This is a genomic window from Glaciihabitans arcticus (genome assembly GCF_004310685.1).
GTDB lineage: Bacteria > Actinomycetota > Actinomycetes > Actinomycetales > Microbacteriaceae > Conyzicola > Conyzicola arctica.
In genome coordinates this window covers 655,448-679,925 of record NZ_SISG01000001.1, presented here as the reverse complement: position 1 = coordinate 679,925, position 24,478 = coordinate 655,448, and the positions used below count along the sequence as shown (strand labels likewise).

General features: G+C 66.2%; 23 protein-coding genes. 7 read left to right on the top strand and 16 right to left on the bottom strand.

All coding sequences use genetic code 11. The annotated features are described in order from the left end of the window. Positions 1 to 12: 12 nt before the first annotated feature. From EYE40_RS03080 to thyX, 8 genes are all read right to left on the bottom strand, one after another. Entirely contained in the window at positions 13 to 2,787 is a 2,775-nt protein-coding gene (locus tag EYE40_RS03080) for an FtsK/SpoIIIE family DNA translocase (RefSeq protein WP_130980572.1), read from the bottom strand. A 57-nt stretch (positions 2,788 to 2,844) separates the two neighbouring features. Then, on the bottom strand, positions 2,845 to 4,077 hold the full coding sequence (locus EYE40_RS03075) for an ABC transporter permease (protein ID WP_130980571.1): 1,233 nt from the start codon (positions 4,075 to 4,077) through the stop codon (positions 2,845 to 2,847). Next, complete coding sequence (locus tag EYE40_RS03070; protein ID WP_130980570.1) at positions 4,074 to 4,799, bottom strand: ABC transporter ATP-binding protein; 726 nt, start codon at positions 4,797 to 4,799, stop codon at positions 4,074 to 4,076. The genes EYE40_RS03075 and EYE40_RS03070 overlap by 4 nt, the downstream gene beginning before the upstream one ends. Continuing rightward, positions 4,796 to 5,806 carry an efflux RND transporter periplasmic adaptor subunit gene (locus EYE40_RS03065; RefSeq protein WP_130980569.1) on the bottom strand — a complete coding sequence of 337 codons (1,011 nt, stop codon included), beginning with the start codon at positions 5,804 to 5,806 and terminating at the stop codon, positions 4,796 to 4,798. The genes EYE40_RS03070 and EYE40_RS03065 overlap by 4 nt, the downstream gene beginning before the upstream one ends. Before the next feature lie 122 nt (positions 5,807 to 5,928). Further along, complete coding sequence (locus EYE40_RS03060; protein WP_130980568.1) at positions 5,929 to 6,600, bottom strand: hypothetical protein; 672 nt, start codon at positions 6,598 to 6,600, stop codon at positions 5,929 to 5,931. A gap of 67 nt (positions 6,601 to 6,667) precedes the next feature. Next, positions 6,668 to 8,344 carry a ribonuclease J gene (locus EYE40_RS03055; RefSeq protein WP_130980567.1) on the bottom strand — a complete coding sequence of 559 codons (1,677 nt, stop codon included), beginning with the start codon at positions 8,342 to 8,344 and terminating at the stop codon, positions 6,668 to 6,670. A 49-nt stretch (positions 8,345 to 8,393) separates the two neighbouring features. After that, a complete protein-coding gene (gene dapA / locus EYE40_RS03050; RefSeq protein ID WP_130980566.1) occupies positions 8,394 to 9,371 on the bottom strand; it encodes a 4-hydroxy-tetrahydrodipicolinate synthase in 978 nt (325 codons plus the stop codon). A gap of 855 nt (positions 9,372 to 10,226) precedes the next feature. Continuing rightward, entirely contained in the window at positions 10,227 to 10,925 is a 699-nt protein-coding gene (thyX, locus tag EYE40_RS03045; protein WP_130982734.1) for an FAD-dependent thymidylate synthase, read from the bottom strand. A 140-nt stretch (positions 10,926 to 11,065) separates the two neighbouring features. On the opposite strand from thyX, the gene EYE40_RS03040 reads away from it, so the two are divergent. From EYE40_RS03040 to EYE40_RS03025, 4 genes are read left to right on the top strand one after another with little or no spacing between them, the layout of a single operon-like run. Then, on the top strand, positions 11,066 to 11,473 hold the full coding sequence (locus EYE40_RS03040) for a thioredoxin family protein (protein WP_130980565.1): 408 nt from the start codon (positions 11,066 to 11,068) through the stop codon (positions 11,471 to 11,473). Between the two features lie 8 nt (positions 11,474 to 11,481). Then, positions 11,482 to 11,946 (top strand): DUF4395 domain-containing protein, encoded by a 465-nt coding sequence (locus EYE40_RS03035; RefSeq protein WP_130980564.1) that lies wholly within the window; start codon positions 11,482 to 11,484, stop codon positions 11,944 to 11,946. Positions 11,947 to 11,983: 37 nt separating this feature from the next. Further along, entirely contained in the window at positions 11,984 to 12,409 is a 426-nt protein-coding gene (locus EYE40_RS03030; RefSeq protein ID WP_130980563.1) for an OsmC family peroxiredoxin, read from the top strand. After that, the gene (locus tag EYE40_RS03025; protein WP_130980562.1) at positions 12,409 to 13,311 is read left to right on the top strand and encodes a TIGR01777 family oxidoreductase; all 903 of its coding nucleotides are present in this window, start codon (positions 12,409 to 12,411) and stop codon (positions 13,309 to 13,311) included. Before EYE40_RS03030 ends, EYE40_RS03025 begins: the two co-directional genes overlap by 1 nt. Positions 13,312 to 13,321: 10 nt before the next feature. Here the strand turns inward: EYE40_RS03025 and EYE40_RS03020 are convergent, their stop codons facing one another. Both EYE40_RS03020 and dapB read right to left on the bottom strand, forming a co-directional pair. Beyond that, entirely contained in the window at positions 13,322 to 13,771 is a 450-nt protein-coding gene (locus tag EYE40_RS03020) for a hypothetical protein (protein ID WP_130980561.1), read from the bottom strand. After that, positions 13,771 to 14,505, bottom strand: coding sequence for a 4-hydroxy-tetrahydrodipicolinate reductase (gene dapB, locus EYE40_RS03015; RefSeq protein ID WP_130980560.1), 735 nt, complete (start codon positions 14,503 to 14,505; stop codon positions 13,771 to 13,773). Before dapB ends, EYE40_RS03020 begins: the two co-directional genes overlap by 1 nt. A 53-nt stretch (positions 14,506 to 14,558) precedes the next feature. On the opposite strand from dapB, the gene EYE40_RS03010 reads away from it, so the two are divergent. After that, entirely contained in the window at positions 14,559 to 15,032 is a 474-nt protein-coding gene (locus tag EYE40_RS03010) for a GNAT family N-acetyltransferase (protein WP_130980559.1), read from the top strand. Here EYE40_RS03010 and EYE40_RS03005 read toward each other — a convergent pair. The 3 genes from EYE40_RS03005 to EYE40_RS02995 all read right to left on the bottom strand — a co-directional run bounded on the left by EYE40_RS03005 (position 15,016) and on the right by EYE40_RS02995 (position 17,508). Next, the gene (locus EYE40_RS03005; RefSeq protein WP_130980558.1) at positions 15,016 to 15,369 is read right to left on the bottom strand and encodes a hypothetical protein; all 354 of its coding nucleotides are present in this window, start codon (positions 15,367 to 15,369) and stop codon (positions 15,016 to 15,018) included. The two genes, EYE40_RS03010 and EYE40_RS03005, sit on opposite strands and share 17 nt — an antisense overlap. A 164-nt stretch (positions 15,370 to 15,533) precedes the next feature. Continuing rightward, the gene (locus tag EYE40_RS03000) at positions 15,534 to 16,136 is read right to left on the bottom strand and encodes a histidine phosphatase family protein (protein WP_130980557.1); all 603 of its coding nucleotides are present in this window, start codon (positions 16,134 to 16,136) and stop codon (positions 15,534 to 15,536) included. A gap of 13 nt (positions 16,137 to 16,149) precedes the next feature. Next, positions 16,150 to 17,508 (bottom strand): M16 family metallopeptidase, encoded by a 1,359-nt coding sequence (locus tag EYE40_RS02995; RefSeq protein ID WP_130982732.1) that lies wholly within the window; start codon positions 17,506 to 17,508, stop codon positions 16,150 to 16,152. A gap of 183 nt (positions 17,509 to 17,691) precedes the next feature. Between EYE40_RS02995 and EYE40_RS02990 the strand changes: the two genes are divergently transcribed. After that, the gene (locus EYE40_RS02990) at positions 17,692 to 18,294 is read left to right on the top strand and encodes a TetR/AcrR family transcriptional regulator (protein WP_193554476.1); all 603 of its coding nucleotides are present in this window, start codon (positions 17,692 to 17,694) and stop codon (positions 18,292 to 18,294) included. A 96-nt stretch (positions 18,295 to 18,390) separates the two neighbouring features. After that, a complete protein-coding gene (locus EYE40_RS02985) occupies positions 18,391 to 18,717 on the top strand; it encodes a hypothetical protein (RefSeq protein WP_130980556.1) in 327 nt (108 codons plus the stop codon). Between the two features lie 59 nt (positions 18,718 to 18,776). Here EYE40_RS02985 and EYE40_RS02980 read toward each other — a convergent pair whose 3' ends face one another. The 3 genes from EYE40_RS02980 to EYE40_RS02970 form a co-directional block, all read right to left on the bottom strand. After that, positions 18,777 to 19,742, bottom strand: coding sequence for an aldo/keto reductase (locus tag EYE40_RS02980; RefSeq protein WP_193554475.1), 966 nt, complete (start codon positions 19,740 to 19,742; stop codon positions 18,777 to 18,779). A 275-nt stretch (positions 19,743 to 20,017) separates the two neighbouring features. Beyond that, positions 20,018 to 22,297 carry a polyribonucleotide nucleotidyltransferase gene (locus EYE40_RS02975; RefSeq protein WP_130980555.1) on the bottom strand — a complete coding sequence of 760 codons (2,280 nt, stop codon included), beginning with the start codon at positions 22,295 to 22,297 and terminating at the stop codon, positions 20,018 to 20,020. A gap of 222 nt (positions 22,298 to 22,519) precedes the next feature. Then, positions 22,520 to 24,454: a GDSL-type esterase/lipase family protein gene (locus tag EYE40_RS02970; RefSeq protein ID WP_240034687.1), complete on the bottom strand. Its 1,935-nt coding sequence runs from the start codon at positions 24,452 to 24,454 to the stop codon at positions 22,520 to 22,522. Positions 24,455 to 24,478 lie beyond the last annotated feature (24 nt).

Sequence of the window (24,478 nt, the reverse complement as noted above, 5' to 3'; positions counted from 1 at the left end):
TGTGGCCACGCGCTACTCCCGGTCGGTCAGGTTCCAGGCATCCTCATCCGACGAGGCCTCGACCTCATCGTATCCGCTGAGTTCCTCTTCGAGAGATTCGGCGACCAGGTCGCGCTGCGGTGCAGCCGGTGCCGGAGACGGTTCGTCCCCTCCGCGGAGCCGCGCGAGCACAGACGGCAACTGCTCCACTGTCACCAGCACGTCGCGAGCCTTGGAACCTTCTGAGGGTCCGACGATCTCGCGCGATTCGAGCAGGTCCATGAGGCGGCCGGCCTTGGCGAATCCGACCCGCAGCTTGCGCTGCAGCATCGACGTCGAGCCGAACTGGGTGCTGACGATGAGCTCGGTCGCGGCGAGCAGCAGCTCGAGGTCGTCACCGATGTCGGCGTCGACCACCTTCTTCTCGGCGACGACGGCGACGTCTTCGCGGTACTCGGGGCGTGCCTGCGCGATGACGTGCTTGACGACCTCGGAGATCTCCTCCTCCTGCACCCACGCGCCCTGCACGCGGATCGCCTTGGAGGCACCCATCGGCAGGAACAGCGCGTCGCCCTGGCCGATCAGCTTGTCGGCGCCCGGCTGGTCGAGGATGACCCGGGAGTCGGTCATGCTCGAGACCGCGAACGCCAGGCGAGACGGCACGTTGGCCTTGATGAGGCCCGTGACGACATCCACCGACGGCCGCTGCGTGGCCAGCACGAGGTGGATACCGGAGGCGCGCGCGAGCTGGGTGATGCGAACGATCGAGTCTTCGACGTCGCGCGGGGCGACCATCATGAGGTCGGCGAGCTCATCCACCACAACAAGGAGGTAGGGGTACGGCGACAGCTTGCGCTCGGAGCCGACCGGCAGCACGATCTCGTTCGCGACCACGGCACGGTTGAAGTCGTCGATGTGGCGGAAGCCGAACGACGCGAGGTCGTCGTACCGCATGTCCATCTCCTTCACGACCCAGGCGAGCGCTTCGGCGGCCTTCTTCGGGTTCGTGATGATAGGCGTGATGAGGTGCGGCACACCCGCGTAGATGGAGAGCTCGACGCGCTTCGGGTCGATGAGCACCATGCGCACCTCGGCCGGCGTCGCCCGCATGAGGATCGACGTGATCATCGAGTTCACGAAGCTCGACTTGCCCGAGCCGGTGGAGCCGGCGACGAGCAGGTGGGGCATCTTCGCGAGGTTCGCGACGACGAAGCCGCCCTCGACGTCCTTGCCGAGACCGATGGTCATGGGGTGCACGCTCTTGGTGCTCGCATTCGAGCGCAGCACGTCGCCGAGCGATACGATTTCGCGGTCCTTGTTCGGTATCTCCACGCCGATCGCACTCTTGCCCGGAATCGGCGAGAGGATGTTGACCTCGTTGCTCGCGACCGCGTAGCTGATGTTCCGCGCGAGTGCGGTGACCCGCTCGACCTTGACACCCGGGCCGAGTTCGAGCTCGTAGCGCGTGACCGAGGGTCCGCGGCTGAAACCGGTGACTGAGGCATCCACTGCGAACTGCTTAAGTACCTCGGTGATCGAGGCGATCACCTCGTCGGTGTCAGAGCTGCGGGCCTTCGACGGCGTGCCGGGCGTCAGCAGCGAGGCGACGGGCAGGCGATACGGCGCGGTGTTGCCGCGAGGCTTCGCCGGTGCTGGGGATGCCACGGGCTCGGGGCCATCGAACTCTCCCGCTTCACCCTTCTCGCTGGCTTTGGTCGTGAAGCCGGGCAGGGGTGTGACGGGTCCGTCCTCGCGGATTCCCGTCTGGTGCGGCTCCACCTCTCCGGTGAATCGCTTGACGGCGTCTTCGGCCTTCACGAGCTCGTCGAAGAGCTGAATGCCGAAGTCGGCCGAGTCATTGAGAGACGAGGCGGGAGCCACGGCTCCGACGATCTCCGTGGCCTGGTCGCGGCCGATGACGGGCGAGTCGAAGGCCTGGTCGTTGGAGCGGGCCTTATTGCGACGCCACCAGGGCAGGCTCGCGGGATCGTCGTCATCGCCGGCGCCGAGGCCCAGGCTGTCGAGATCGGTGAACTCGAGGCTCGTCGTCGACGTCGATCCGTCGGCCTTCTTCTTCGGCTCGGGCACCTCGGTGCCGAACAGGTAGGCGTAGAGCTCACCGAGGCGCGCGCCGATCTTGTTCGGCGGGGTCTTGGTGATGATGAACAGCGACAGCACAAGCAGGGCGAGCACCAGCGGCACGGCCAGCCAGGCGGTTCCGATGGCGACCATCCAGCCGGCGAGCAGCCAGCCGAGAATACCGCCGGAGAGCGCGACGGCCTCGATGCCGTCGGCGGGGGCGGACTGGCCGCCGAAGATGAAGCACAGGCCGCTCACGCTCGTGAGAAGCACCGCGAGGCCGATGCCGATGCGGCCGTTGTCGTGCACGCTCGCGGGGTGGCGGAACAGCCAGATCGCGAACAACAGCATGATCACAGGCAGCGCGAAGGAGACCCGGCCGAACAGGCCGCCGAACGTGTACGCGCTGAGGGCCGAAGCGATGTCGTCGGTCTGGAACCACTCGATGACCGCACCGGCGATCGCGAGCAGGAAGACAAAGAAGGGAACGCCGTCGCGGCGCTCCTCCTTGGCGAGGGTCTCTTTGCCGAGAACGCGCGCGGCGCCGCCGACGACGTGTGCCAGACCCTGCCAGGCGGTGGTCAGGAGGCCCGGTTCATCCGGAGCAACCGTCTTGGACTGAGCCCGCGTCGCAGGCAGCTTTTTGGTCGGTGCGTTCTTGCTCGCAGCCGACCGCGCGCGGGTCGACGACGTGCGTGCGCGCGGGGTCGATCTCGTGCTCGTAGCCATGCGCTCCACGGTACCTGCAACCACCGCCACAGCCCGGTTAGACGGGGCGCGTGTCAGCTAGTAACGAATGGCGTCGATCACCTTGACGCGCACCGCGACGAGGGCGGGAAGGAGGCCCGCGAGGGCTCCGACCGCCGTCGCGCAGATCATGCCCAGCACGGCCGCCTCGACCGGGAAGCCGGGCACGTCCTGCAGTTGCGGCGCAACCTGCGCGCGCACCCACTCGTTCGAGACGACGAGCACCGCGAAGATGACGCCCGCGAGGCCCGCGACGATCGTGCCGACGATGCTCTCCATCATGACCGCGAAGAACACCCGGCCTGCCGTCGCACCGAAGCTGCGGCGGATGCCGATCTCTCGGATTCGCTGCCGCACCGTCACGAGCGAGATGTTGACGAGGCTCAGCGCGCCAAGGAACAGCACAAGCGCAGAGACGCCGCCGACCACGATCTTGAACGGCAACAGTGGATCCTCGCCGCCGGCCTGGTCGGCCCAGCCCGCGTAGTCCTGGCGGGACACATCGACCATGACGCCGGTGCCGAGCGCTCCGGCCACGTCGCGCTTGATAAGGTCAGTGAGGTCGCGAGCGAGCGCCGGCGGAACCCACGCCTCATAGCTCGGCGGGTTCGCCTCGAGCTCGGCGGGCGTCGCGATGCGCTCCCACGCCGAGTAGAGCATCCGCATCTCGGGGTAGTCCTCGTACTGCTGCTTGGGCATCACGGCGGTGACGACGGCCGTGACCGTACCGTCTCCGAGCAGGTCGAGGGTGGGATGGGTGCGCAGGTCGGGTGAACCCATCTTCTCCCAGATGAAATGGTTGACGATGAGGTTCGGGGCGAGACGCTGCTCGTCGGCGTCGGTGAACCACGCGCCCTCCCCCACTGTGGTGCGGTGCATCACCGCGTAATTGACGTCGGTGAGGATGATGTTCACGTCGAGCACGCCGTCCACGAACTGCACGCGCTTTGTGCCGTAGCCGTTGCGGGCCGTGTGACCGATCTTGTAGCGCTCCGCGGCGGTGTCGAACGCGGTGGCGAACTCCGCCGTGTCGATCGGATCCCCGCTCTCGCTGTATGCGCTCACCAACAGCAGCGCGGGTCGGCCACCCTGGGCCTCGTACTGTTCCCGCTGCGCCTGCTCGGCGATCGCCGCGACCCCCACCACACCGGTGATAGCCGCGACCGCGACTGCCACACCAATGAGACTGAGCAGAACCCTTGTCTTGTGGATGCGCAGCTCGGCCCACGCCTCCACGAAAGCGCCGACCAGCCCGGCGAAGAACCCGTTCACAGGGTCACCTCCGGAACGGACTGCGCGAGCGCCTTGGTGATGTCGACTCCGGTGAGCACGCCGCTATCCAGCCGGTAGTGACGCCGGGCGAGAGCCGCGACGTTTGCGTCGTGAGTAATCGTGATGAGGGCAGCGCCCGACTGCTCGGCCACTTCATCCAGAAGCGCCATCACCGACTCGCCGGTCTCGATGTCGAGAGCGCCGGTCGGCTCGTCCGACAGGATCAGTCGCGGTCGGCGCACCAGCGCGCGGGCGATCGCGACGCGCTGCTGCTCACCGCCCGACAGCTTCTCGGGCATGGAATCCATGCGCGTCGACAGGCCCACGCGGTCGAGCATCTCCATCGCGAGGCGTCGGCGCGACCAGAACTGCTTCGCCGGTGCGTAGAGCAGCGGGGTGATCACGTTTTCGAGGGCGGTGCGGCCGGGCAGCAGGTTGAACTGCTGAAAGATGAAGCCGATGTCCGCGCCGCGCTTGCGGTCGCGCTGCCCCGTGCGCAGGGCGCGCACGGGTTCGTCGTCGAAGAAGATCTCGCCGCTCGTCGGGTCGTCGAGCATACCGAGCAGGTTGAGCAGCGTCGACTTGCCGGAACCGGAGCGGCCCACGATGCTCACGTGGTCGCCGACGTCGACCACCAGGTTGACGCCCTTGAGGATCTCGAGCGGCTGCGCGTCGGGCAGTTGCACCGAACGCGTCACCTGCTCGAGGCGGAGCAGGGTCACCGTGATCCGTCCGAGCAGATCTCCATACCGGTCTCGTCGATGACGCACTCACCCGGTTGCAGCGGCATGCCGTCCGGACCGAGGACCTCCTCGCCGCCGAGCGCCCCGGGGACGAACTGCAGGATCAGTTCGCCCTCCTCGAGGCCGTCCTTGATCTCAACGTTGATGCCGTCATTCAGGCCCAGGGTCACGGCGCGCAGCTCTGGCTCGCCGCCCTCGACCACGACGTACACGTTGCCGGTCTCGGCGGTGCCCTCGACCGCGGTCATCGGCACGACGAGCACGTTCTCGGCGATGCCGCCGGCGATCACGATCGTCGCGGTCAGCCCCGGGAAGACGCGCACGTCTGCCGGAACCGCGCACTGCACCAGCGGTCCACCGCTCGACTCGCCCTCACCGGGCTCCTCGCCGGCCAGCGGCGACGTGATGCGCAGGTTGGTGCACGTGAACGGGGCGGGTCCACCGTTGATGGTCACCTCAGCCGTCTTGGGCTGCGTGAGCAGTCGATAGAGCTGTTCGGGCGGGATGCTCCCGCTCACCGTGAACGACGGCGGCGCGATCTGCCCGATCGGGTCTCCCACGACGAAGCTCTGGCCGACCAGTGCGGTCAGGTTGGAGACCGTGCCCGCAACCGGAGCCTTCACGTTGACGAACCTGCGCACGCTCGTGCCGTCGTCACTGAACGTCTCGCTGCGCAGCACGACCATGAGCTGGCCCTTTTTGACCTTCTGTCCGGCCTTGACGTGCACACGGTGCACCTCCCCCGCTGCCGTCGCCGGAACGGCCACGGCCGGGTTCGCGGCGATGTTGCCGGCGAGCGACACGTCGTTCTGCACGGTTCCCAGAGCGACCGGGATCTGCGGTTCAACGATCTCCGCGCTCGGCGACTGCGAGTTGTCTTCGACCGGCTTATCGGGGAAGAATGCGAACTTCACGAGCGCCACCGCCACCACCATGAGAAGCAGGATGCGCAAAATCGGAAAGACCCACGTGCGTGCGATGACCACTCAAAACCCCCAGCTCGGAACAGCGTGCCCGTAACCATAACGCGGGCCATGATCCAAATGAATCATTCGTGAGGATGAACCACAACCCAACGTTTCTCGTCAGTTGTACGTCGTTGCCACGGTCATGCGCTGACGCAGTTTCCGAAGCCGGCGTCGGAATTGGCGAAGGAGTAGGGCTTCACATCGGTCGGGATCACGTGCGCGATCCAGATGACGCCGGGGTCGTAGCCGATGGACGTGTCATTGCCGGCCTCAAATACCAGCTGACCGCTCTCGCCCGCGATGACGTAGAGGTCGATGAGTTCGCTCCGGGTCAACACCGCATCGGGATAAACGGCGAGGAGCTCCTTGACCGTGCTGCCGATACCGATGTCGCCGGCTGTTCGAACGCGGGGGTCGAGTGTGAACAGTGCCTGAAGAACACCGTCGACAATGTTCACGCTGAAGGGAGGCTTGCCGTACTCTCCCGGCCCCCACGGGTAGTTAGTGACCCATTTGCCGGGATCGGTGATCCACCCCGCGGCCACGTCCTCGGCGCAGTACTCCGGGTCGAAGATGACCACGTCGACGTCGGGATGCGTCACGGGAGGCTGCTCCCCGATTCTCAGCGGTCCGAGTCCGTCGGCGCTCAGCACCAGTTCCTCGACGGTCGGCTTGGTCGGCTCCGGCGTGGGAGTCGCCGACGGCGTCTCGGCCGCGGGCGGTGGCGAGGTGGTCTCGGGTGCGGATGGTGCGCATCCGGCCAGCAACACAGTAGTCAATGCGACCAACGCTGCCGCGCGAGGAATGTTCATGCAGCGAGTATTGCAGAAAGGGGCAGACCTTCCGGTCCGCCCCGATCACAAATCCATCACCGTTCGGCTACGCCTCGATAACGACCGGAACGATCATCGGCTTGCGACGGTGCTGGGTGTTTACCCAACGGCCGACCGTGCGGCGGATGACCTGCTGGAAGGCGTGCGTGTCGCGGGTGCCGTTTGCCGCGGCATCCTCAAGGGCCTTGATGACCTGGGGCAGGACCGCATCGAACACGGCGCCGTCCTCGGCGAAACCGCGGGCCTGGATCTCGGGACCGACGATGACGCGACCGGTCTGCTTGTCGACCGCCACGAAGATGGACACGAAGCCCTCCTCCGCGAGGATGCGACGATCCTTGAGGTCGGCATCGGTGATCTCGCCCACGCTAGAACCGTCCACGTAAACGAACCCGAGGTCGAGCTGGCCTACCACGGAGGCGTAGCCGTCCTTGAGGTCGATCACGGTGCCGTCCTCGGCGATGATCGTGTTCTCCTCGGGCACACCGGACTGCACGGCGAGGGCGGCGTTGGCCACGAGGTGACGCTGTTCACCGTGCACGGGCAGAACGTTCTTCGGGCGCAGGATGTTGTAGCAGTAGAGCAGTTCGCCGGCCGAAGCGTGACCCGATACGTGGATTCGGGCGTTGCCCTTGTGCACAACGTTCGCACCGAGCTTCATCAGCCCGTTGATCATGCGGTAGACGCCGTTCTCGTTGCCGGGGATGAGACTCGAGGCGAGAATGATCGTGTCGCCCTTGCCGATCGAGATCTGGTGCTCCTGGTTGGCCATGCGCGACAGCACGGCCATAGGCTCGCCCTGGCTGCCCGTCGACATGTAGACGAGCTTGTCGTCCGGGAGGTTTACGGCCTTCTTCGCGTCGAGCAGCACACCCTCCGGCACTTTCAGGTAGCCGAGGTCGGCGGCGATGCCCATGTTGCGCACCATCGAGCGGCCCATGAGCACGACCTTGCGTCCGTTGGCGTGGGCGGCGTCGAGAACCTGCTGCACACGGTGAATGTGGCTGGAGAAGCTCGCGACGATCACTCGACGCGGCGCCTTGGCGATGAGCGTCTCGAGCACGGGGCCGATGTCACGCTCGTTGGGCGTGAACCCCGGGACATCCGCATTGGTGGAATCGCTCATAAAGAGGTCGACGCCGGCCTCGCCGAGTCGCGCGAAGGCGCGCAGGTCGGTGATGCGGTTGTCGAGGGGAAGCTGGTCCATCTTGAAGTCGCCGGTGTGCAGCACGGTTCCGGCGACGGTCTTGATCGCGACAGCGAGTGCGTCAGGGATCGAGTGGTTGACCGCGACGAATTCGAGATCGAACGGGCCGAGCTTCTCCTTCTGGCCTTCAGCGACGGTGAGCGTGTACGGCGTGATGCGGTGTTCCTTGAGCTTCGCCTCGATGAGGGCGAGCGTGAGTGTGCTTCCGATGAGCGGGATGTCCGCACGCAGCCTGAGTAGGTACGGAACCGCGCCGATGTGATCCTCGTGGCCGTGCGTGAGTACTACGCCGACGATGTCATCAAGGCGGTCCCGGATGGGCGAGAAGTCGGGCAGGATCAGGTCGACGCCGGGCTGGTGCTCTTCGGGGAAGAGCACACCGCAGTCGACGATGAGGATCTTGCCGTCGATCTCGAAGGAGGCCATGTTGCGGCCGATCTCGCCGAGGCCGCCGATCGGGATGATCCGGAGGGTTCCGGGGCGGAGTTTTGCGGGTTCATAGATCGTGACTGGCATCTGTTCCTTTATTGGAGTTGTCGGGGTTTCACCCCATGTTCAAGCCTTGTTAGCGGGTTGTTCCCGCGACCTTGGGCAGTGCTCCGCCGGCGGCCGCGTTGCGGTCGGGGCGGAAGTTGCTGAGGTCGACACCGGGGATCTCGCCGACGAGCGCGATGTCGTCTTCGATCTGCGCGGCTTCGAAGTCTTCGGGACCGACGAGCGGCAGGCGCACGCGCGGGGATCCGATGCGGTGCAGGCCGTGCAGCACGTATTTGGCGGCGACGGTTCCGGGCACGTGGGTCATGATGGCGCGCACGAGCGGCTCGAGCTGCTTGTGCGCGGCTGTTGCGGCGGTCAGGTCGCCGCGGTTGACGGCGTCGACGATGACCCGGTACGGCGCAGCGGCAACGTTGGCGGTGACGCCGATGAGGCCGGTTGCGCCGATGGAGAGGTGCGGCAGGATGAGCGCATCGTCGCCGGAGAAGTAAAGCAGGTCGGTCTGGTTGAGCACGCGGCTCACCTCGGACAGGTCGCCCTTGGCGTCTTTGATGGCGAGGATGTTGGGGTGCTTGGCGGCGCGCAGGATCGTCTCGTACTTGATAGGGATGCCGGTGCGGCCCGGGATGTCGTAGAGGATGACGGGCAGGTCGGTGGCATCGGCGATCATGCGGAAGTGGGTGAGTACTCCGGCCTGCGTCGGCTTGTTGTAGTACGGGGTGACGATCATCACGCCGTCGGCACCAGCCTTCTCGCTGGCCTTGTAGAGCTCGATGGCGTGTGCGGTTTCGTTGGATCCGCCGCCGGTGATGATCTTGGCGCGGCCGCTGCTTACTTTTTTCGCGACTTCGACGAGCTTGAGCTTCTCGGGGTCGGTGAGCGTGGAGGTCTCGCCGGTGGTGCCGGTGACGACGATACCGTCGGCGCCGTCGTTGATTACGTCGTCGATGTGCTTCTCGACGCCAACCCAGTCGACTTCACCGTCTGCGGTGAACGGGGTCACCAAAGCGACGAGGACCTGGCCAAAGGGGTTATCGATCGTAGACACGGTCTAAGGCTATCGCTCGCCATGCCTCCCGGCTCAATCCGGCCCGGGCCGCGAGCGCCCTGCAGCTTCGGACTTGGCGTAGGGCGATGTCCTTGTCAACGGCGACTGCATCTCCGGGCAGTCGCTGTCGACTCCAGTGGAAGAAGACATCCTGCTCGAGCCTTGCGGCGGCCAGGTGGCGTGAGGACGATCGCTCGATGCTCACGTGGCAGGTGTCGAGCCATTCGTAGGAGACGGACCCGACGTGGTACGCGAGGGCACCCACGCATGCGAGTCGCCCGCCTGCCCTGCGCGCTTGCAGCGCGAATTCCGGGATGTTGTTCGTCGCCCACCATCCTTTGCAGACGCGGGTGATGACTCCGTACCGGGCGTCCATGTGTATTTGCTCAAGGATGTGCTTGTCGGCGAGCAGTTGCGCGGTCGTCGCAAGACCGCCACGCTGCCGAATCGACCGTTCTATTGCTCTCATACATCGACTGTCCTCCGAACGCATTCGGCCCAGGTCGAGAGCCGGGAGATTGTGGAAAGTCGAGCCTTCGCTTACGTCGTGAAGGACCGGTCGTACTGGTAACGGTCCACCCCTGGAAACGTTCGTGTTCAACAGGACAAAGACGCGCCTTAAGAACAGGACGCGGGGATAGCGACACCGCTGGTTGTGAAGCGGGATTTACTGCCGCGGTCCTGGTTACGGGTTCACTCCATGTCATGTTCACGGGTTCACGCGACGTCCTGTTTATGGTGCGCGTGTTTGTCCTGTTTAACACGAACGTTTTGGGGTCCAAACATTGCCCTCGCAGCACGGAGCCGCAGACCACCCGGGCGCGCCCGTGACCGAGCCAGGCCCGAGCGCCAGCGCTACGGCGAAACCCGACCGTTCCCGTTGAACGACTCGTAGGTCAGCGGCATGAGCCGGGCGAAGTGATCTTCCATCTGCTCCGCCACCATCTCGATCTCCCGCTGCGGGAAGGACGGGAAGTGCGAGCCCTCGCGCGTTGTACGCAGCGAGAGGAAGGCCATCAGCGAGCGCGCATTCATCGTCACGTACATCGACGAGTAGATGTTCAGCGGCAGCACGATTCGGGCGACCTCGCGGGCGATGCCGGCGTCGAGCATCCTCTGGTACGACTCGAAGGCAGCGGTCGAGGTGGCACGCACTTCGGCCGTGACCAGCTCGGACTGCTCGGGCGTACCCGGCAGGAAGTTGTAGGCGCCCGCCTTGCCGACCTGCAGCAGGTTGCGCTCCGGCGCCGGAACATAGAACGTGCCGTTCAGCTGACGGTAGCGACCGCTCTCCTCGTTGTACGAGTTCATGCGGTGCCGCATGAACTCGCGGAACACGAAGATCGGCGCCTGCACGTAGAACGTCATCGAGTTGTGCTCGAACGGCGAACCGTGACGGTCGCGCATCAAATAGTTGATGAGGCCCTTGCTGCGGGATGCATCCGTCTCAGCATCCTGCGCACTCTCAAGGGTCTTCTCCCCCTGTGTGGAGACGCGGGCGGCGAATAGCACATCTGCATCGCTCGCATTGGCGCGGACCAGTTCCACCTTCATGTCGGAACGGAACTCGATGGGCTGGGGCTCAGTCTCTTCAGGCACGGCCTTCACACTATCCGTAAGCAACGACAGAGGGCGACGTAACAGCCCGTCACACTCCGAAAAAGCGGCCAAACCGGCCGTAGCGTGAACCCACCATGACCGCTCTCGCCATCGCCGGCGTCCTCGCCGCACTCATCGCCACAGCGACAGTGCTCGGCCTGCTCTGGAAGCGACAGGACGGACGCGCCACCCGCGGCAGCGGCAGAGTCGGCCGCGGCGAGATAACGCTCGGAAGCACCGCCACCCTGCTTCAGTTCTCCAGCGAGATCTGCGCCTACTGCCCCGCGACAAGGCGCGTGCTGTCACAGGCCGCAACCGACGACATCGCCTTCGTCGAACTCGACGTCGTCGACAACCAGAAACTCGTGACCAGGTTCAACATCCTGCAGACACCCACGACCCTGATCCTCGACCACAACGGTGCCGTGCAGGCCCGAATCGGCGGCGCGGTGCGACCGGAAACTCTCAATGCAGAACTCGACCGCATACTCGCCGCAGCCTAGGAGCCAGCATGAGCAACACAGGAATCGACCCGCGCGGCCCCCGCTTCGGTGCGGCCATCACCGCAGCACTCCTGCTCGTCGTCATCGGCCTCGCACTGGCCGGCGCCACAACCGCAGCGACCATCATCTTCGCGCTGCAGGTGGCCCTGTTCGCGTGGGGTGCGTTCGCGGGAATCCAGCGGCACCCGTACGGCATCCTCTTCAAGAAGCTCATCAGGCCGCGGCTGGGTGCACCGGCCGAACTCGAAGACTCCACTCCCCCGACCTTCGCCCAGGGCGTCGGCTTCGCCATCACCCTCGTCGGCCTCGTGCTGCAGCTGGCGGGCGTTCCTTTCGGAATAGCGATCGCTGCATCCGCCGCCTTCATCGCAGCGTTTCTCAACAGCGTCTTCGCCTACTGCCTCGGCTGCCAGCTGTACCTACTGCTCGTGCGGGCAGGGATTCTGGGAAGGAAGGGTGCATCCGCACAGTAGGGCGACCTAGGCTGGGCGTGACGAAAGGGACAACACCATGTCAGTCACCAGCGAAGCCACAACCCTCTGGTTCGGAGATCTGTTCGGCGGATCCGGCACCACCTCACTCGATTCCTCGGATGCTGCCGAGTTCCCGGTCTCCTGGGCCGCACGCTCCGAAGGCGCAACCGGCAAGACCAACCCCGAAGAACTGCTCGGCGCCGCGCACTCCGCGTGCTTCTCGATGGCCTTCGCCAACGAACTCGCCACCGCCGGAACCCCGCCCGAGAGCCTGCAGGTCACCGCGGCCGTCACCTTCGAGCCCGGCAAGGGCATCACCGGCAGCCACCTGCTCGTGAGCGCCAAGATCCCCGGCATCAGCGAAGAGGACTTTCAGAAGATCGCGGCCGCTGCCAAGGAGAACTGTCCGGTCAGCCAGGCGCTCTCCGGCATCCCGATCACCCTCGAAGCCAGCCTCGCCTGATGGCTGTGACGGAGCCCCTGCGCGTACTCGTCTCCGGCGCGAGCGGATTCATCGGCACGGAGCTCCGTCGCCAGCTCGGGGCCGAGGGGCACACCGTGCTGCGCCTCGTGCGCCGCGAGCCGACGACGCCCGACGAGTTCGAGTGGGATCCGTCATCCCGAATGATCGACGCGACAGTGCTCGACACCGTCGACGCCGTGATCAACCTCTCGGGGGCGCCGCTCGCGCGTTTCCCGTGGACGCGCGCGTACAAGCGGCAGATCCTCAGTTCGCGCGTGGATGCAACAGCCACCCTCGCCGAGGCGATCCTGTTGAGCGCCACCCCGCCCAAGGTCCTCATCAATGGGTCGGCCGTCGGCTTCTACGGTGACCGCCCGGGGATTCCCGTGGACGAAACGGCCCCCAAGGGTGACGGGTTCCTCGCTGACGTCGTCGACGCGTGGGAACAGGCCGCGCACCTCGCCGATTCCGCCACTCGCGTTGTGACGGCACGCACCGGTCTCGTCGTCGGTCCCGGCGGCGCTTTCGCACCGCTCTCCCTCGCGACGAAGTTCGGTCTCGCCTCGCGGATGGGTCCGGGCACGCAGGACTGGCCGTGGATCAGCCTGCACGACGAGGCCGCCGCGCTGGTGCACCTGCTCACCTCGGAGCTCAGCGGCCCGGTCAACCTCGCCGGCCCCGTGCCCGCAACGTCGGAACAGGTGACGCGAGCCATGGCGCGGGCGCTGCACCGCTGGCACCCGCTCGTGATCCCGACGATCGCCATCCGGACCGCGCTCGGTGAAGCGGGAGTCGCGCTGCTGCTCAAGGCCAACAAGCAGGTGCCGAGCGCGCTGCTGAACGACGGATTCGAGTTCCGCCACAGCACAATCGACGACGCGATCGCTGCGACCTGGAAGTAAGAGCGTGGGGCTAGCTCTTCTGGAGCCGGATGGCCTCGCGCGTCGCCCAACGGGCACGGGCGCGGTCGCCGCTCGCGTCGTAGGCGAGCCCGAGCCGGAACCAGGCGCGCCAGTCATCCGGGGCATCCTCGACCGCGCTCTTATAGATAGGGAACTGCGCGTCTGCCGCTACGGGATCCGCGCGGCCGCTCGGCATCCGCGGCAGGTCGTCAACCGGCAGTGCGCCCTCCGCGCCGAGCTGGGCGAGCAGCTTCTGGGCGTGCAGCACGAACAGCAGCTCGCGCACGAGCAGCCACGCGCCGATGAGCGGGAGCACGAGCAGCGCGATCCCCATCACCACACCGACCACCTCGCCGGTCGACATGAGCGTGATCGCGTACTGGATGACCGCGACGAGATAGAGCGCGAGCAATGCCGCCATCACGATGACCGCGAGACGGCCCCGGTTGGTCTGCTTCATCAGTTGATGCCGGGCAGAAGCTTGTCGAGCCCCACCGTGACGCCGCGCGCGGTGCGGGTGGCCCTCAGGGCCAGCATGATGCCGGCCTCGTAGGCGGTCGGCGAGAGTGTCTCGTGGCTGAGGGTCAGCGTCTCCCCCGTGCCGCCGAAGATGACGTCCTGCTTGGCGACGATGCCCTGCATGCGCAGACTGTGGATCGGCACACTCGAGACCTGCTGCCCGCGGGCGCGCTGGTCGGCGTGCGGGGCGCGCACCGGCCCGAGGTCCAGGCGGGCGTCGCCGATGAGCTCGGCGGTGCGCACGGCGGTGCCGGAGGGCGAATCGACCTTGGTGGACGCGTGCGCCTCGATGATCTCGATGGACTCGTAGAACCGTGCGGCGAGGGCCGCGAACGACGTGGCGAGCACCGAGCCGATCGAGAAGTTGGGAACGATGATGACGCCGACGTCCAGCTTGTCGGTGATGGTTCGCTCGAGCGCGGTGATGCGGTCGTGGGACCAGCCCGAGGTTCCGACGAGCACGTTCAGTCCGTTCGCAACGGCGAACTCGACGATGCTCTGGGACACCGCAGGCAGGGTGAGGTCGACGACCAGGTCGGCGCCGAGCATCCCGGTCAGTTCGTCCTGGGAACCGAGGGAGGCGACGAGCTCGAAATCCTCCGACGCCTCGATGAGACGGGTGGCGAGCTGGCCCATACGGCCCGATGCTCCGACGATGGCGACCCGAGTTCTCATGGGTCAAATCTACCAAGCTCGGGATGCCCGCCCGCTCGTTCTAGGCTGGCTAGATGGTTCGGTACCGGGAAGCGCTTGTCACAGAGGATGCGGCGCACTCGCTGCTCGCCGAATATTTCGAGAGCCGTCGCGCCTCGTTCCCGCCTGCCCAGGGCGAATATCGCACGGTGTTCCCGGATCCGGCGCGGTTCGTGGCCCCGGACGGCGCGTTCCTCGTCGTCGAGTCGGAACCGGAGGGCGACGTGGGCTGCGGCGGCATCCGGCGGGTCGACGAGGTGACCTTCGAGGTCAAGCACGTCTGGATCCAGCCGCGTATGCGCGGTGCGGGCCTCGGCAAGCGGCTGCTCACCGAGCTCGAGCGACGGGCTGCCGAGCTGGGCGCCACCCGCATTGTGCTCGACACCAACGAGTCGCAGGCTGCCGCGGCGAACCTGTACCGCACGACCGGCTACGTCGAGATCGAGCCCTACAACGACAACGCCAACGCGACCAACTGGTTCGCGAAGACGCTCAGTTCGCCCAGTTGATCTGACACAGGATGATTTTCGGGTCACCCTCATATGCGCAGAACTCGTAGCAGACGGAATCCTCTGCCGAGTCCGCGATCTCGGGGAACTCCTCTTCGATCCAGTCGGCAACGGCGCGTTTACGGCCGGAGCGCTCGTCGAATGACGGGACGTCAACCCAACTGACCCGACGCGCGTCGTCTCGCGTGAACCACGGTTCGGCCACGCGCCCGACTCTGTAGCCCTCGATGATGGGCTTCACCGGATCGACTGCCCATCGGCTGAGACGCGGATGCTCGTGAGTCGACTCATCAAAGAACCCATCAGCGCTCACCGTCATCGATTCGACTTCCCCCATGGTCCCACCGTATCTCCGTTGGCAGAGACGTCCGCCCGCGGCAACCAGAAAGTCCTGGGGCCGGGCATCCGCTTCATCTACTCAGCGCTCGCCATCGTGGGCGGGATCATCCTCGCGGTGCGCTACTCGGGCGGCGGCGCTTCGACAGGCTTAGGGACCGACGGTTACCAGGGCTGCGACTCGGGCAGTCCGGTGCGCAGTTCGGGCGGCAGGTGGCCGAGGTCGTTGTGCACGACCAGCACGGGCGGCTTGGCGGAGCGCACGCGGATGATGGTTAGCCCGCAGTTTGCCTGGTGCACCCCGAGCCACCGCCATTTGGGGGCGTCGAGCACCTCGCGCACGAAGTTGCCGATCACGAAGTTGTGGGTGATGAGCAGGTCGTGGCGGTCGCCGCGGGCGGGGGCGAGGTACTCGTCCATCGCGTCGGCCATCTGGGCTTCGCCGGCCTCGATCTCCTCGTCGGTGACTCCCCCGAAGAAGGAGTTGAACGCCGCGGGCATGTCGGGCGTGGGGCCGCTCGGGTAGCAGTCGAACAGGAGATTCGACGGCTGGAGGTCGAGTGCGGGCATCCGGGACCTGATGATCTTGGCGGTGTCTTCGGCGCGCTGCAGCGGCGAATGCCAGGCACCGGTGAACGGCACACCGCTCAGTCTTTCGGCGATAGCCTCGGCCTGGCGACGGCCACGAGGCGACAGAGGTCCGTCGGGAAGCCCGTGCTCGGCGTCCTGCTGCTCGCCGTGGCGAACCAGGTAGAGGTAGTGCGACATGTGCTCCTGCGTCCTATTCTGCGAGGGCCGGCGACTCTGCCAACCCGTCGAAAGCTGCTTCATCCACTGTGCCGACTGCGGCAATCGATAGTTCTCGGGACACGAGTTCCCCAGCGAGTTCACGGATACCGTCGGGCGTAACGAGGTCGATGCGACGCAGCGCCTCGTCGAGGTCCACGAACTCGCCGAGCGTGATCTCGCTGCGGCCGAGGCGCGACATGCGCGTGTCCGAGTCTTCGAGTGCGAGAGCGGATGCCCCGCCCAGCTGGCCAACGGCCCGACGCAGTTCCTCGTCGGTGACGCCGCCGGCCGCAAGCCCACGGAACTCCCCGAGCATCAGCTCGGAGACCTGACCGACCTTCGACGGGGAGCAGCCGGCGTAGATGCCGAAGAGGCCGGCATCGGAATAGCTCGGCGAGAAGGAGTAGACGGAATAGGCGAGACCGCGCTTCTCGCGGATCTCCTGAAACAGGCGGCTGGACATCCCGCCGCCGAGAATCGAGTTGAGCACGGTGAGGGTCGCGCGGCGCGGGTCGGTCGCGGCGATGCCCTCGACGCCGAGCAGCACGTTGGCCTGCTCGATCGGGCGCTGCACAACGACGAGCGGGCTGCCGCGGCGGATGGTCTCGCCGGTCGCCTCGCGGCGCTCTACCGGGGACGCCTCGGTGTCGAGGTTCCAGTCGGCCTTTCTGAGCGCGTCGATGACGCCTGCGACCAGCACATCGTGGTCGACGGCTCCCGCAACAGTGATGACGAGGTCCTGGGCGCGATAGTTGGCGCGGTAGTGGTCCCAGACGGCATCCCGCGACACGGCCTGGATCGTCTCGGGGCTGCCACCGATGGGCCGGCCGAGCGGGTGGTCACCGAGCACCGCCTCGAAGAAACGCTCGCTGGTGACGTCGGTCGGGTCATCGTCGGCCATTGCCAGTTCTTCGAGGATGACGCCGCGCTCGGTCTCGAATTCTTCGCGATCCAACACGCTCGAGGTGAGCATGTCGGCGATGACCTCGACGGCCATCGCGAGGTCCTGGTCGCGCACCTTCGCGTAGTAGCAGGTGTACTCCTTCGCGGTCATGGCGTTGTGCTCGCCGCCGACCGCATCGAAGGCGACGGCGATGTCGAGAGCGGTGCGCGAGTTTGTGCCCTTGAAGAGCAGGTGCTCGAGGAAGTGGGTGGAGCCGAAGGTGTGCGGCTGCTCGTCGCGGGAGCCGACCGCCACCCAGTAGCCGATTGTGGCGCTGCGGGCACCCGGCACGTGCTCGCTCAGGATGCGCACGCCGCTCGGCAACACCGTGCGTCGCACGAGGGAGTCGCCGGAGGCGGTGAAGGAGAGTTCGGCAAGGTCGAGGGGAAGCTGCACGGCACCGTTGATCACCGCCCGAGCCTACGTCATCGAGGTTGCCGGCACGTTTTCCACAGCTTTTAGCACACGAAATTAGTTGCGTAAATAAGCAAGAAACTATTGATGTGGACAAACAGACAAGTCTGTCTGTCCTCTAAGATGATCAAGTCGCCATCCCGACGACACATTCCCCAGCACTTTTAAGGAGCGACCGTGACGGTTGTTGACAGCGACCCGACGCTGCAGCGGGCCCCGTGGGCAAAGCAGCGCATTCTGGATACGGCAAACGAACTGTTCTACGACGACGGCATCCGCGTCGTGGGCATCGACCGGCTCATCAGCGTTTCCTCGGTCACCAAGGCCACGTTCTACAAGCACTACGGCTCGAAAGACACGCTCATCCTCAAGTACATCCGCTCGCGTCACGAGTCGATGCGCCAGGACCTGACTGCGACCATCGACAACTCGGCCGGCGCGGAGCAGGCACTGCGACAGATCGTCGGCGACCTCGCCGCTCGCATCTCGCAGCCCGGCTTCCGCGGTTGTGCGTTCCTCAATGCTGCAGCAGAGTTCCCGGACCCGCAGCACCCCGTGCGCGAGGTCGTGACGGCACACCGCGAGTGGTACACCGACGTGCTCTCGAACCTGCTCGGCGACATGGGGCACCCGATGCCCGGCGACGCGGCTGACGAGTTCCTGCTCGCGATCGACGGTGCTCAGAGCGGCGGCTACGCGGGCGACCCCGTTGCCGCGACGACGAGCCTCCAGCGTGCTGTGGATCGCATCCTCGGCAGCGCGACTCTGAAAGCTGCCTGAACGTAGGCTGACACCAAGCCGATGGGGGCACTAGCCTTGGGTGGCGGATTTACGGTCCCGTAGATCCGCGCCCTTCCCCCATCGAAAGGCAGAGCAATGCCCGAAATCACTCTTCTGTTCATCATCACCCTGCTCGCCGGCGGCCTGTCGCTGTATGACGGCATCGTGCGCCTGCGCGGCCGTGGCAACAGCTCGATCCTCGCGATCGCCGAGCTGGTGCTGGGCGCGCTCCTGCTGCTCTCCCTGTTCGTCGCGGCACTGAACTTCGCGCTCGTTCCGATCCTGCTGCTCATCACGCTGCTCATCATCATCTTCCTGCCCGGCAAGGGACGCAGCGCGCGCACGATCACGATCATCGCTGCCGTGCTCACCGCGGTGCTCGTGCTCACCAGCCTCGGCTGGCTCAATATCCCCGGCTTCTAACCGGCACGCGAAACGGCCCGACCTCTCCAGAGGTCGGGCCGTTCTGCGGTTAACGGCGACTAGGCGGAAGCCCGGTCGAGCTCGGTGATCTGGTGCCGTGTGAGACGCACACTCGCGGCGGCCGTGAGCTCGGGCACCTGTCCCGCGTGGCTCGCGGAGACGACGGGAGCGACGACGTTGCGCTTGGCGAGCAGCCAGGCGAGGGCGACGGTCGCGACGCTCTCCCCGGTCTGGAGCGCGACGATGTCGAGGGCGTGCAACACACGAAGCCCGCGGCGGCCGAGGTAGCCCGACGCATCCTTACCGCGGGTATAGCGACGCAGGTCGGCACGTGAGCGGTACTTGCCCGAGAGAAAACCACTCGCGAGGGCGAAACGCGGCATGACGCCGAGGCCCTGGCGGTCGGCGACGGTCGCAAGATCGCCCTCGAACTCGGTGCGGTTGAGCAGGCTGTACTGGTTCTGAAGCGCGATCATGGGTGCGACGCCGATCTGGGCGGACGCGATGCGCGCCTCGAACAACCGGTTGCCGGTGTGGTCGGACACCCCGAAGTGGCGCACCTTGCCGGCGCGAATGAGCTTGTCCACGGCGAGCAGCGTCTCCTCGAACGGCACGGACTCGTCGTCGATGTGCAGGTACAGCAGGTCGATGAAGCTTGTCTGCAGGCGCTCGAGGGAAAGATCCACGGAGCGTGCAATGGAACCCGCCGAGAGGCCCGGATTATCGAAGCTCTTGCCGACCTTGGTCGCCACGACCATGTCATCGCGGTTGCGGCGGTCGCGCATCCAGTTGCCGATCATGATCTCGCTGCGGCCCGCCGCATACGAGTCTGCCGTGTCGACGAAGTTGCCACCCAGATCGAAGTAGGTGTCGAGGATGCCGTCCGTCGTGGACGTGTCGGCCGTCCAGCCGAAGATATTGCCGCTGATGGCGAGCGGGAAGACGTGAAGGGAGGAGGAGCCGATCTGTCGCAGGGTGGGACGTGGCTGGAGCGTGACCCTGTCGGAGTCGATCGCCGTCGTCATGTTTCAGTACTCCCCCGCGGCTACGCCGCACCTGCCCAATAGATACCCTGCACCCTCCGGGGCAGACCGATCAGTCTGCGTCCTTGGTCGTGACATTACGGGAAAGTGCTTCACAAAATGCGCACGACACGAGAATTGTTACCAGCCCGTCATCTGCCGGACTTTATCGGGCACAAACGGGCCCGAACGCACAGAAACCCACCCCCGAAGGAGTGGGTTTCTGCGTCTTACTCGAGCGCCTGGCGAGAGGCCCCGAGCAGATCTATCTCGCGGCTCTAGCCTTCGGCGGGGGCTTCAGGACCCTCGGACGCGGCAGCAGAGCTGTCGGTGTCCGCGGAGTCGGCCTCGTCGGTGACGGGAGCGAGCGACAGCTTTCCACGGTCGTCGATCTTGGTGATCTCGACCTGGATCTTCTGGCCGACCGCGAGAACGTCTTCGACGTTCTCGACGCGCTTGCCACCGGCGAGCTTGCGGACTTCGCTGATGTGCAGCAGTCCGTCCTTGCCGGGGGTGAGCGAGACGAACGCACCGAAGGTCGCGAGCTTGACGACGGTTCCGAGGAACCGCTCACCGACCTCGGGGTTCAGCGGGTTCGCGATCGCGTTGACAGCGGCGCGCGCAGCCTCGGCCGAGGGACCATCAACGGCACCGATGTACACGGTTCCGTCATCCTCGATCGAGATGTCAGCTCCGGTGTCATCCTGGATCTGGTTGATGTTCTTGCCCTTCGGGCCGATCAGCTCGCCGATCTTGTCAATCGGGATCTGCACGCTGATGACGCGAGGCGCGGTGGGCGCCATCTCGTCGGGAGCGTCGATCGCCGCGTTGATGACAGCGAGAATCGCGGTACGGGCTTCCTTGGCCTGCTTGAGAGCTCCGTCGAGCACGGAGGACGGGAGACCCGCGAGCTTCGTGTCGAGCTGGATGGCCGTGATGAACTCAGACGTACCGGCGACCTTGAAGTCCATGTCGCCGAGGGCGTCTTCAGCGCCGAGGATGTCGGTCAGGGCCGCGTAGCGCGTCTGTCCGTCGACCTCGTCGGAGATGAGGCCCATGGCGATGCCGGCGACCGGGGCGCGCAGCGGCACACCGGCGTTGAGCAGCGACAGGGTCGAGGCGCAGACGGAACCCATCGACGTCGAACCGTTGGAGCCGAGAGCCTCGGACACCTGGCGGATCGCGTAGGGGAACTCCTCGCGGGGCGGCAGCACCGGCACGAGGGCGCGCTCGGCGAGGAAGCCGTGCCCGATCTCGCGACGCTTCGGGCTGCCGACGCGACCGGTCTCACCGGTGGAGTAGGGCGGGAAGTTGTAGTGGTGCAGGTAGCGCTTCTTCTTGACCGGGGCCAGGGAGTCGATCTGCTGCTCCATCTTGAGCATGTTCAGCGTCGTGACACCCAGGATCTGGGTCTCGCCGCGCTGGAAGATCGCCGAGCCGTGAACGCGCGGGATGACCTGGACCTCGGCGTCGAGCGCACGGATGTCGCTCAGGCCGCGGCCGTCGATACGGATGCCCTCGGTGAGCACGCGCGTGCGCATGACCTTCTTGGACACCGACTTGTACGCGGCCGAGATCTCGCCGAGTGCGGATCCCGGAAGTTCGCCGGCTTCAACCTTGGCGGCGATGTCGACCTTGACGCGATCCTTGAGAAGATCGTCCGCCGTCTGGCGCTCGATCTTGTCGGCGATCTGGTAAACACCCTTGAGCTCGTCGTAGGCGAAGCCCGCGACTGCATCGTAGGTGCCCTGCTCGTAGGGCGGGAACAACTGGTAGTCGGCGATCGGCTTTGCGGCCTCGTCGGCGATGGACTGCTGTGCCTTGATGAGCTGCGTGAGGAACGGCTTTGCAGCCTCGAGGCCCTGCGCGACGATGGTCTCGTCAGGCTTCGTGGCGCCCGCCTTGATGAGCTCCCAGCTGTTCTCGGTTGCTTCTGCTTCGACCATCATGATGGCGACGTCTTCGGCGCCGTTCTCATCGACGACGAGGCGACCGGCGACCGTGAGGTCGAACACAGCCTCTTCGAGCTGGCTGAACTTGGGGAATGCCACCCACTGGTCGCCGATGAGGGCGAGACGGATGCCGCCGACCGGACCGTAGAACGGCAGGCCGGAGATCTGGGTGCTGACGCTGGCCGCGTTGATGGCCAGGGCGTCGTAGAACTCGTCGGGAGCGATGCTCAGGACGGTGATGACGATCTGCACCTCGTTGCGCAGGCCTTCGACGAAGGTCGGGCGCATGGGGCGGTCGATGAGGCGGCAGACGAGGATGGCCTCGGTGCTGGGACGGCCCTCGCGACGGAAGAAGGATCCGGGGATCTTTCCTGCGGCGTACGAGCGCTCTTCCACGTCGACGGTCAGCGGGAAGAAGTCGAATCCTTCACGCGGGTGCTTGCCTGCCGAGGTGGCCGACAGGATCATGGTGTCTTCATCGAGGTACGCGGCGACGGCACCCTGTGCCTGCTGCGCGAGTCGACCGGTCTCGAAGCGGACCGTGCGAGTGCCGAACTTACCGTTATCGAGAACGGCTTCGGCAAACTTGATTTCTGGACCCTCCATTGGGGGGTTTCTCCTCTTTGTTTATGGTCGCCACCCGTGTGGCAGCGACGCTCGAGGAGCAGGAGCGGGTTCGATGGCGCACTTATCGAAAGCGCGCACGTGCGTATCCCTAGAGTTGGGGCATGTCTGGCCAACAGTAGAAAAGCTCTCAGCCACTGAGAAGTTCACCACCGGTGACCAGCGTCTTGCCGGCCTGCTCCGTTGTGTTACGTCTACAGGGTATCAGTACGGCCTGTGGCGAACCAGAGCAGGCGCGCCGTCGGTCGGGTTGATCGGCACGAGCGCGCTGTGCTTGGCGACGCGACCGGTGCCTGCGACGCGACCGACCATACGGCGCCCGACCCACGGTCGAACGTGCTGCCAGATCCATTTCGGTGTGCTGAGGGATGCCACGGTCTCCTCGTGCAACGCCACCTCGAGCTCGGCGAGCTCGCGCACGTCGGGCACCCCGAGCAGGGTTGCGGCGCGGTAGGCGAGAACGCGGTGGCCGTGCGAGCTCAGGTGGACGCGGTCCGCTCCCCACGCGCGCGGGTCGGCACACGCCGGGTCGTCGGCGAAATCGAGGATGGTCACGCCGGGATCGTTCGCAACCGAGCGCAGTACGCGGTTGAAGCGTCCGATACGGGCGTGCAGCGCGCCGAGGTAGCGGTAGTGCGGGGCGAAGGCGGTGACGAGCAGCACGTGGGCGCCGGTCGCACGGATCTCGTTCACGGAGGCGACGACCCGCGCCGCGAGACGCTCGGGGTTGGCGGCGCCCCGCACCAGGTCGTTGGCGCCGACGAGCACCGACACGAGGTCGGCCCGCAGGGTGAGCGCGAGCGGCACCTGGTCCTCGACGACGTGGCGCACCCGGCGCGAACGCACCGCGAGGTTGGCGTAGAGCAGGGGTGTGCGGCGCGGTGTCGCGTGGCCGAGCAGCTCGGCGAGCCGGTCGGCCCAGCCGCGGAAGTCGCCGCTCGCCTGGCGGGAGCTGTCGGAGAGCCCCTCGGTGAGCGAGTCCCCCACCGCCACGTAGCGGGCCCAGGCACGTGGCGGGACCGGTGAGACGACGGGGTCCGCGCCGGGGACCAGGTTCCGGAAGTGAGCGAGCAGCTCGTCGCCGAGTCCCGACCAGGTGCGGTGCGCGACCGAGGCGCGGGCCGCGCGACCGAAGGCCCGGCGCTTGACCTTGTCACCGACGAGGTCCATGACGCGAGCGCGCAAGTCGTCGAGGTCGCCGGGCTTGTACAGCCAACCGGTCTGACTCTGGCGAACCAGGTCCACCGGTCCACCCACGCCCGTAGCCACCACCGGCACACCGCTCGCCAGTGCTTCCTGAATGGTCTGGCAGAACGTCTCGTTCTCACCCGGGTGCACAAAGACATCGAAGTTCGCCACAACGTCGGCGAGGGCATCCCCCGCCAGAAAACCGAGGAACTTCGCTTTCGGCAACTGGGCCTCGAGTGCTGCGCGGCTGGGACCGTCGCCGACGATGACGATGCGGCTGTTCGGGATGTCCCCGAGCACGCGAAGGTCGTCCACCTGCTTCTCGGGCGCGAGCCTCCCGACGTACCCGATCACCACCTCACCGCGGCCGGCGAGTGTGCGGCGCAGGTCCGCGGAGCGGCGGTTGGGGGTGAATCGCACGCCGTCCACACCGCGCGCCCACAGTTTCAACGAGGTGACGCCGAGGCGGGAGATCTCGTCCATCGCGGCGGTCGAGGGGGCGAGAGTCAGAGTGGCGGTGCGGTGCACCTTCGCGAGGTGGCGCGTGAGGCCCGCGGCCGCAGCCCCGATGCCGTAGCGGCGCGCGTAGCCGGGGATGTCGGTCTGGTACACCGCGACCGTGGGGATACCGAGGGCGTCCGCGGCCTTGAGCGCCTGCCAGCCGAGGATGAACGGCGAAGCCAGGTGGATCACATCCGGCGCGAAGCGCTGCATGATCGAGGTGAGGTGCGCGGGACTCACGAAGGTGAGGCGCACCTCGGCGTAGCGAGGGAGCGGCACCGAGCGCAGCAGCTCGAGGCCCGCGCCATGCAGCAGCTCGCTCGACGGTGGATCCGCCACGGTGCCGGGGGCGATCACCAGCACCTCGTGACCGCGTTCCCGCAGATGGCGCACCATCTGGAGTACGGAATTGACGACCCCGTTCATCTGGGGGAGGAATGTCTCTGCCACCACAATGATTCTCACGCTCCCAGC

What these genes read in the sequence shown, in the direction of transcription:
- EYE40_RS03080 (WP_130980572.1), bottom strand. Translation starts at nt 2,787, where the DNA reads ATGGCTACGAGCACGAGATCGACCCCGCGCGCACGCACGTCGTCGACC.
- EYE40_RS03060 (WP_130980568.1), bottom strand. Translation starts at nt 6,600, where the DNA reads ATGAACATTCCTCGCGCGGCAGCGTTGGTCGCATTGACTACTGTGTTG.
- EYE40_RS03055 (WP_130980567.1), bottom strand. Translation starts at nt 8,344, where the DNA reads ATGCCAGTCACGATCTATGAACCCGCAAAACTCCGCCCCGGAACCCTC.
- thyX (WP_130982734.1), bottom strand. Translation starts at nt 10,925, where the DNA reads ATGAAGGTGGAACTGGTCCGCGCCAATGCGAGCGATGCAGATGTGCTA.
- EYE40_RS03040 (WP_130980565.1), top strand. Translation starts at nt 11,066, where the DNA reads ATGACCGCTCTCGCCATCGCCGGCGTCCTCGCCGCACTCATCGCCACA.
- EYE40_RS03035 (WP_130980564.1), top strand. Translation starts at nt 11,482, where the DNA reads ATGAGCAACACAGGAATCGACCCGCGCGGCCCCCGCTTCGGTGCGGCC.
- EYE40_RS03030 (WP_130980563.1), top strand. Translation starts at nt 11,984, where the DNA reads ATGTCAGTCACCAGCGAAGCCACAACCCTCTGGTTCGGAGATCTGTTC.
- EYE40_RS03025 (WP_130980562.1), top strand. Translation starts at nt 12,409, where the DNA reads ATGGCTGTGACGGAGCCCCTGCGCGTACTCGTCTCCGGCGCGAGCGGA.
- EYE40_RS03020 (WP_130980561.1), bottom strand. Translation starts at nt 13,771, where the DNA reads ATGAAGCAGACCAACCGGGGCCGTCTCGCGGTCATCGTGATGGCGGCA.
- dapB (WP_130980560.1), bottom strand. Translation starts at nt 14,505, where the DNA reads ATGAGAACTCGGGTCGCCATCGTCGGAGCATCGGGCCGTATGGGCCAG.
- EYE40_RS03010 (WP_130980559.1), top strand. Translation starts at nt 14,559, where the DNA reads ATGGTTCGGTACCGGGAAGCGCTTGTCACAGAGGATGCGGCGCACTCG.
- EYE40_RS03005 (WP_130980558.1), bottom strand. Translation starts at nt 15,369, where the DNA reads ATGGGGGAAGTCGAATCGATGACGGTGAGCGCTGATGGGTTCTTTGAT.
- EYE40_RS03000 (WP_130980557.1), bottom strand. Translation starts at nt 16,136, where the DNA reads ATGTCGCACTACCTCTACCTGGTTCGCCACGGCGAGCAGCAGGACGCC.
- EYE40_RS02985 (WP_130980556.1), top strand. Translation starts at nt 18,391, where the DNA reads ATGCCCGAAATCACTCTTCTGTTCATCATCACCCTGCTCGCCGGCGGC.
- EYE40_RS02980 (WP_193554475.1), bottom strand. Translation starts at nt 19,742, where the DNA reads ATGACGACGGCGATCGACTCCGACAGGGTCACGCTCCAGCCACGTCCC.
- EYE40_RS02975 (WP_130980555.1), bottom strand. Translation starts at nt 22,297, where the DNA reads ATGGAGGGTCCAGAAATCAAGTTTGCCGAAGCCGTTCTCGATAACGGT.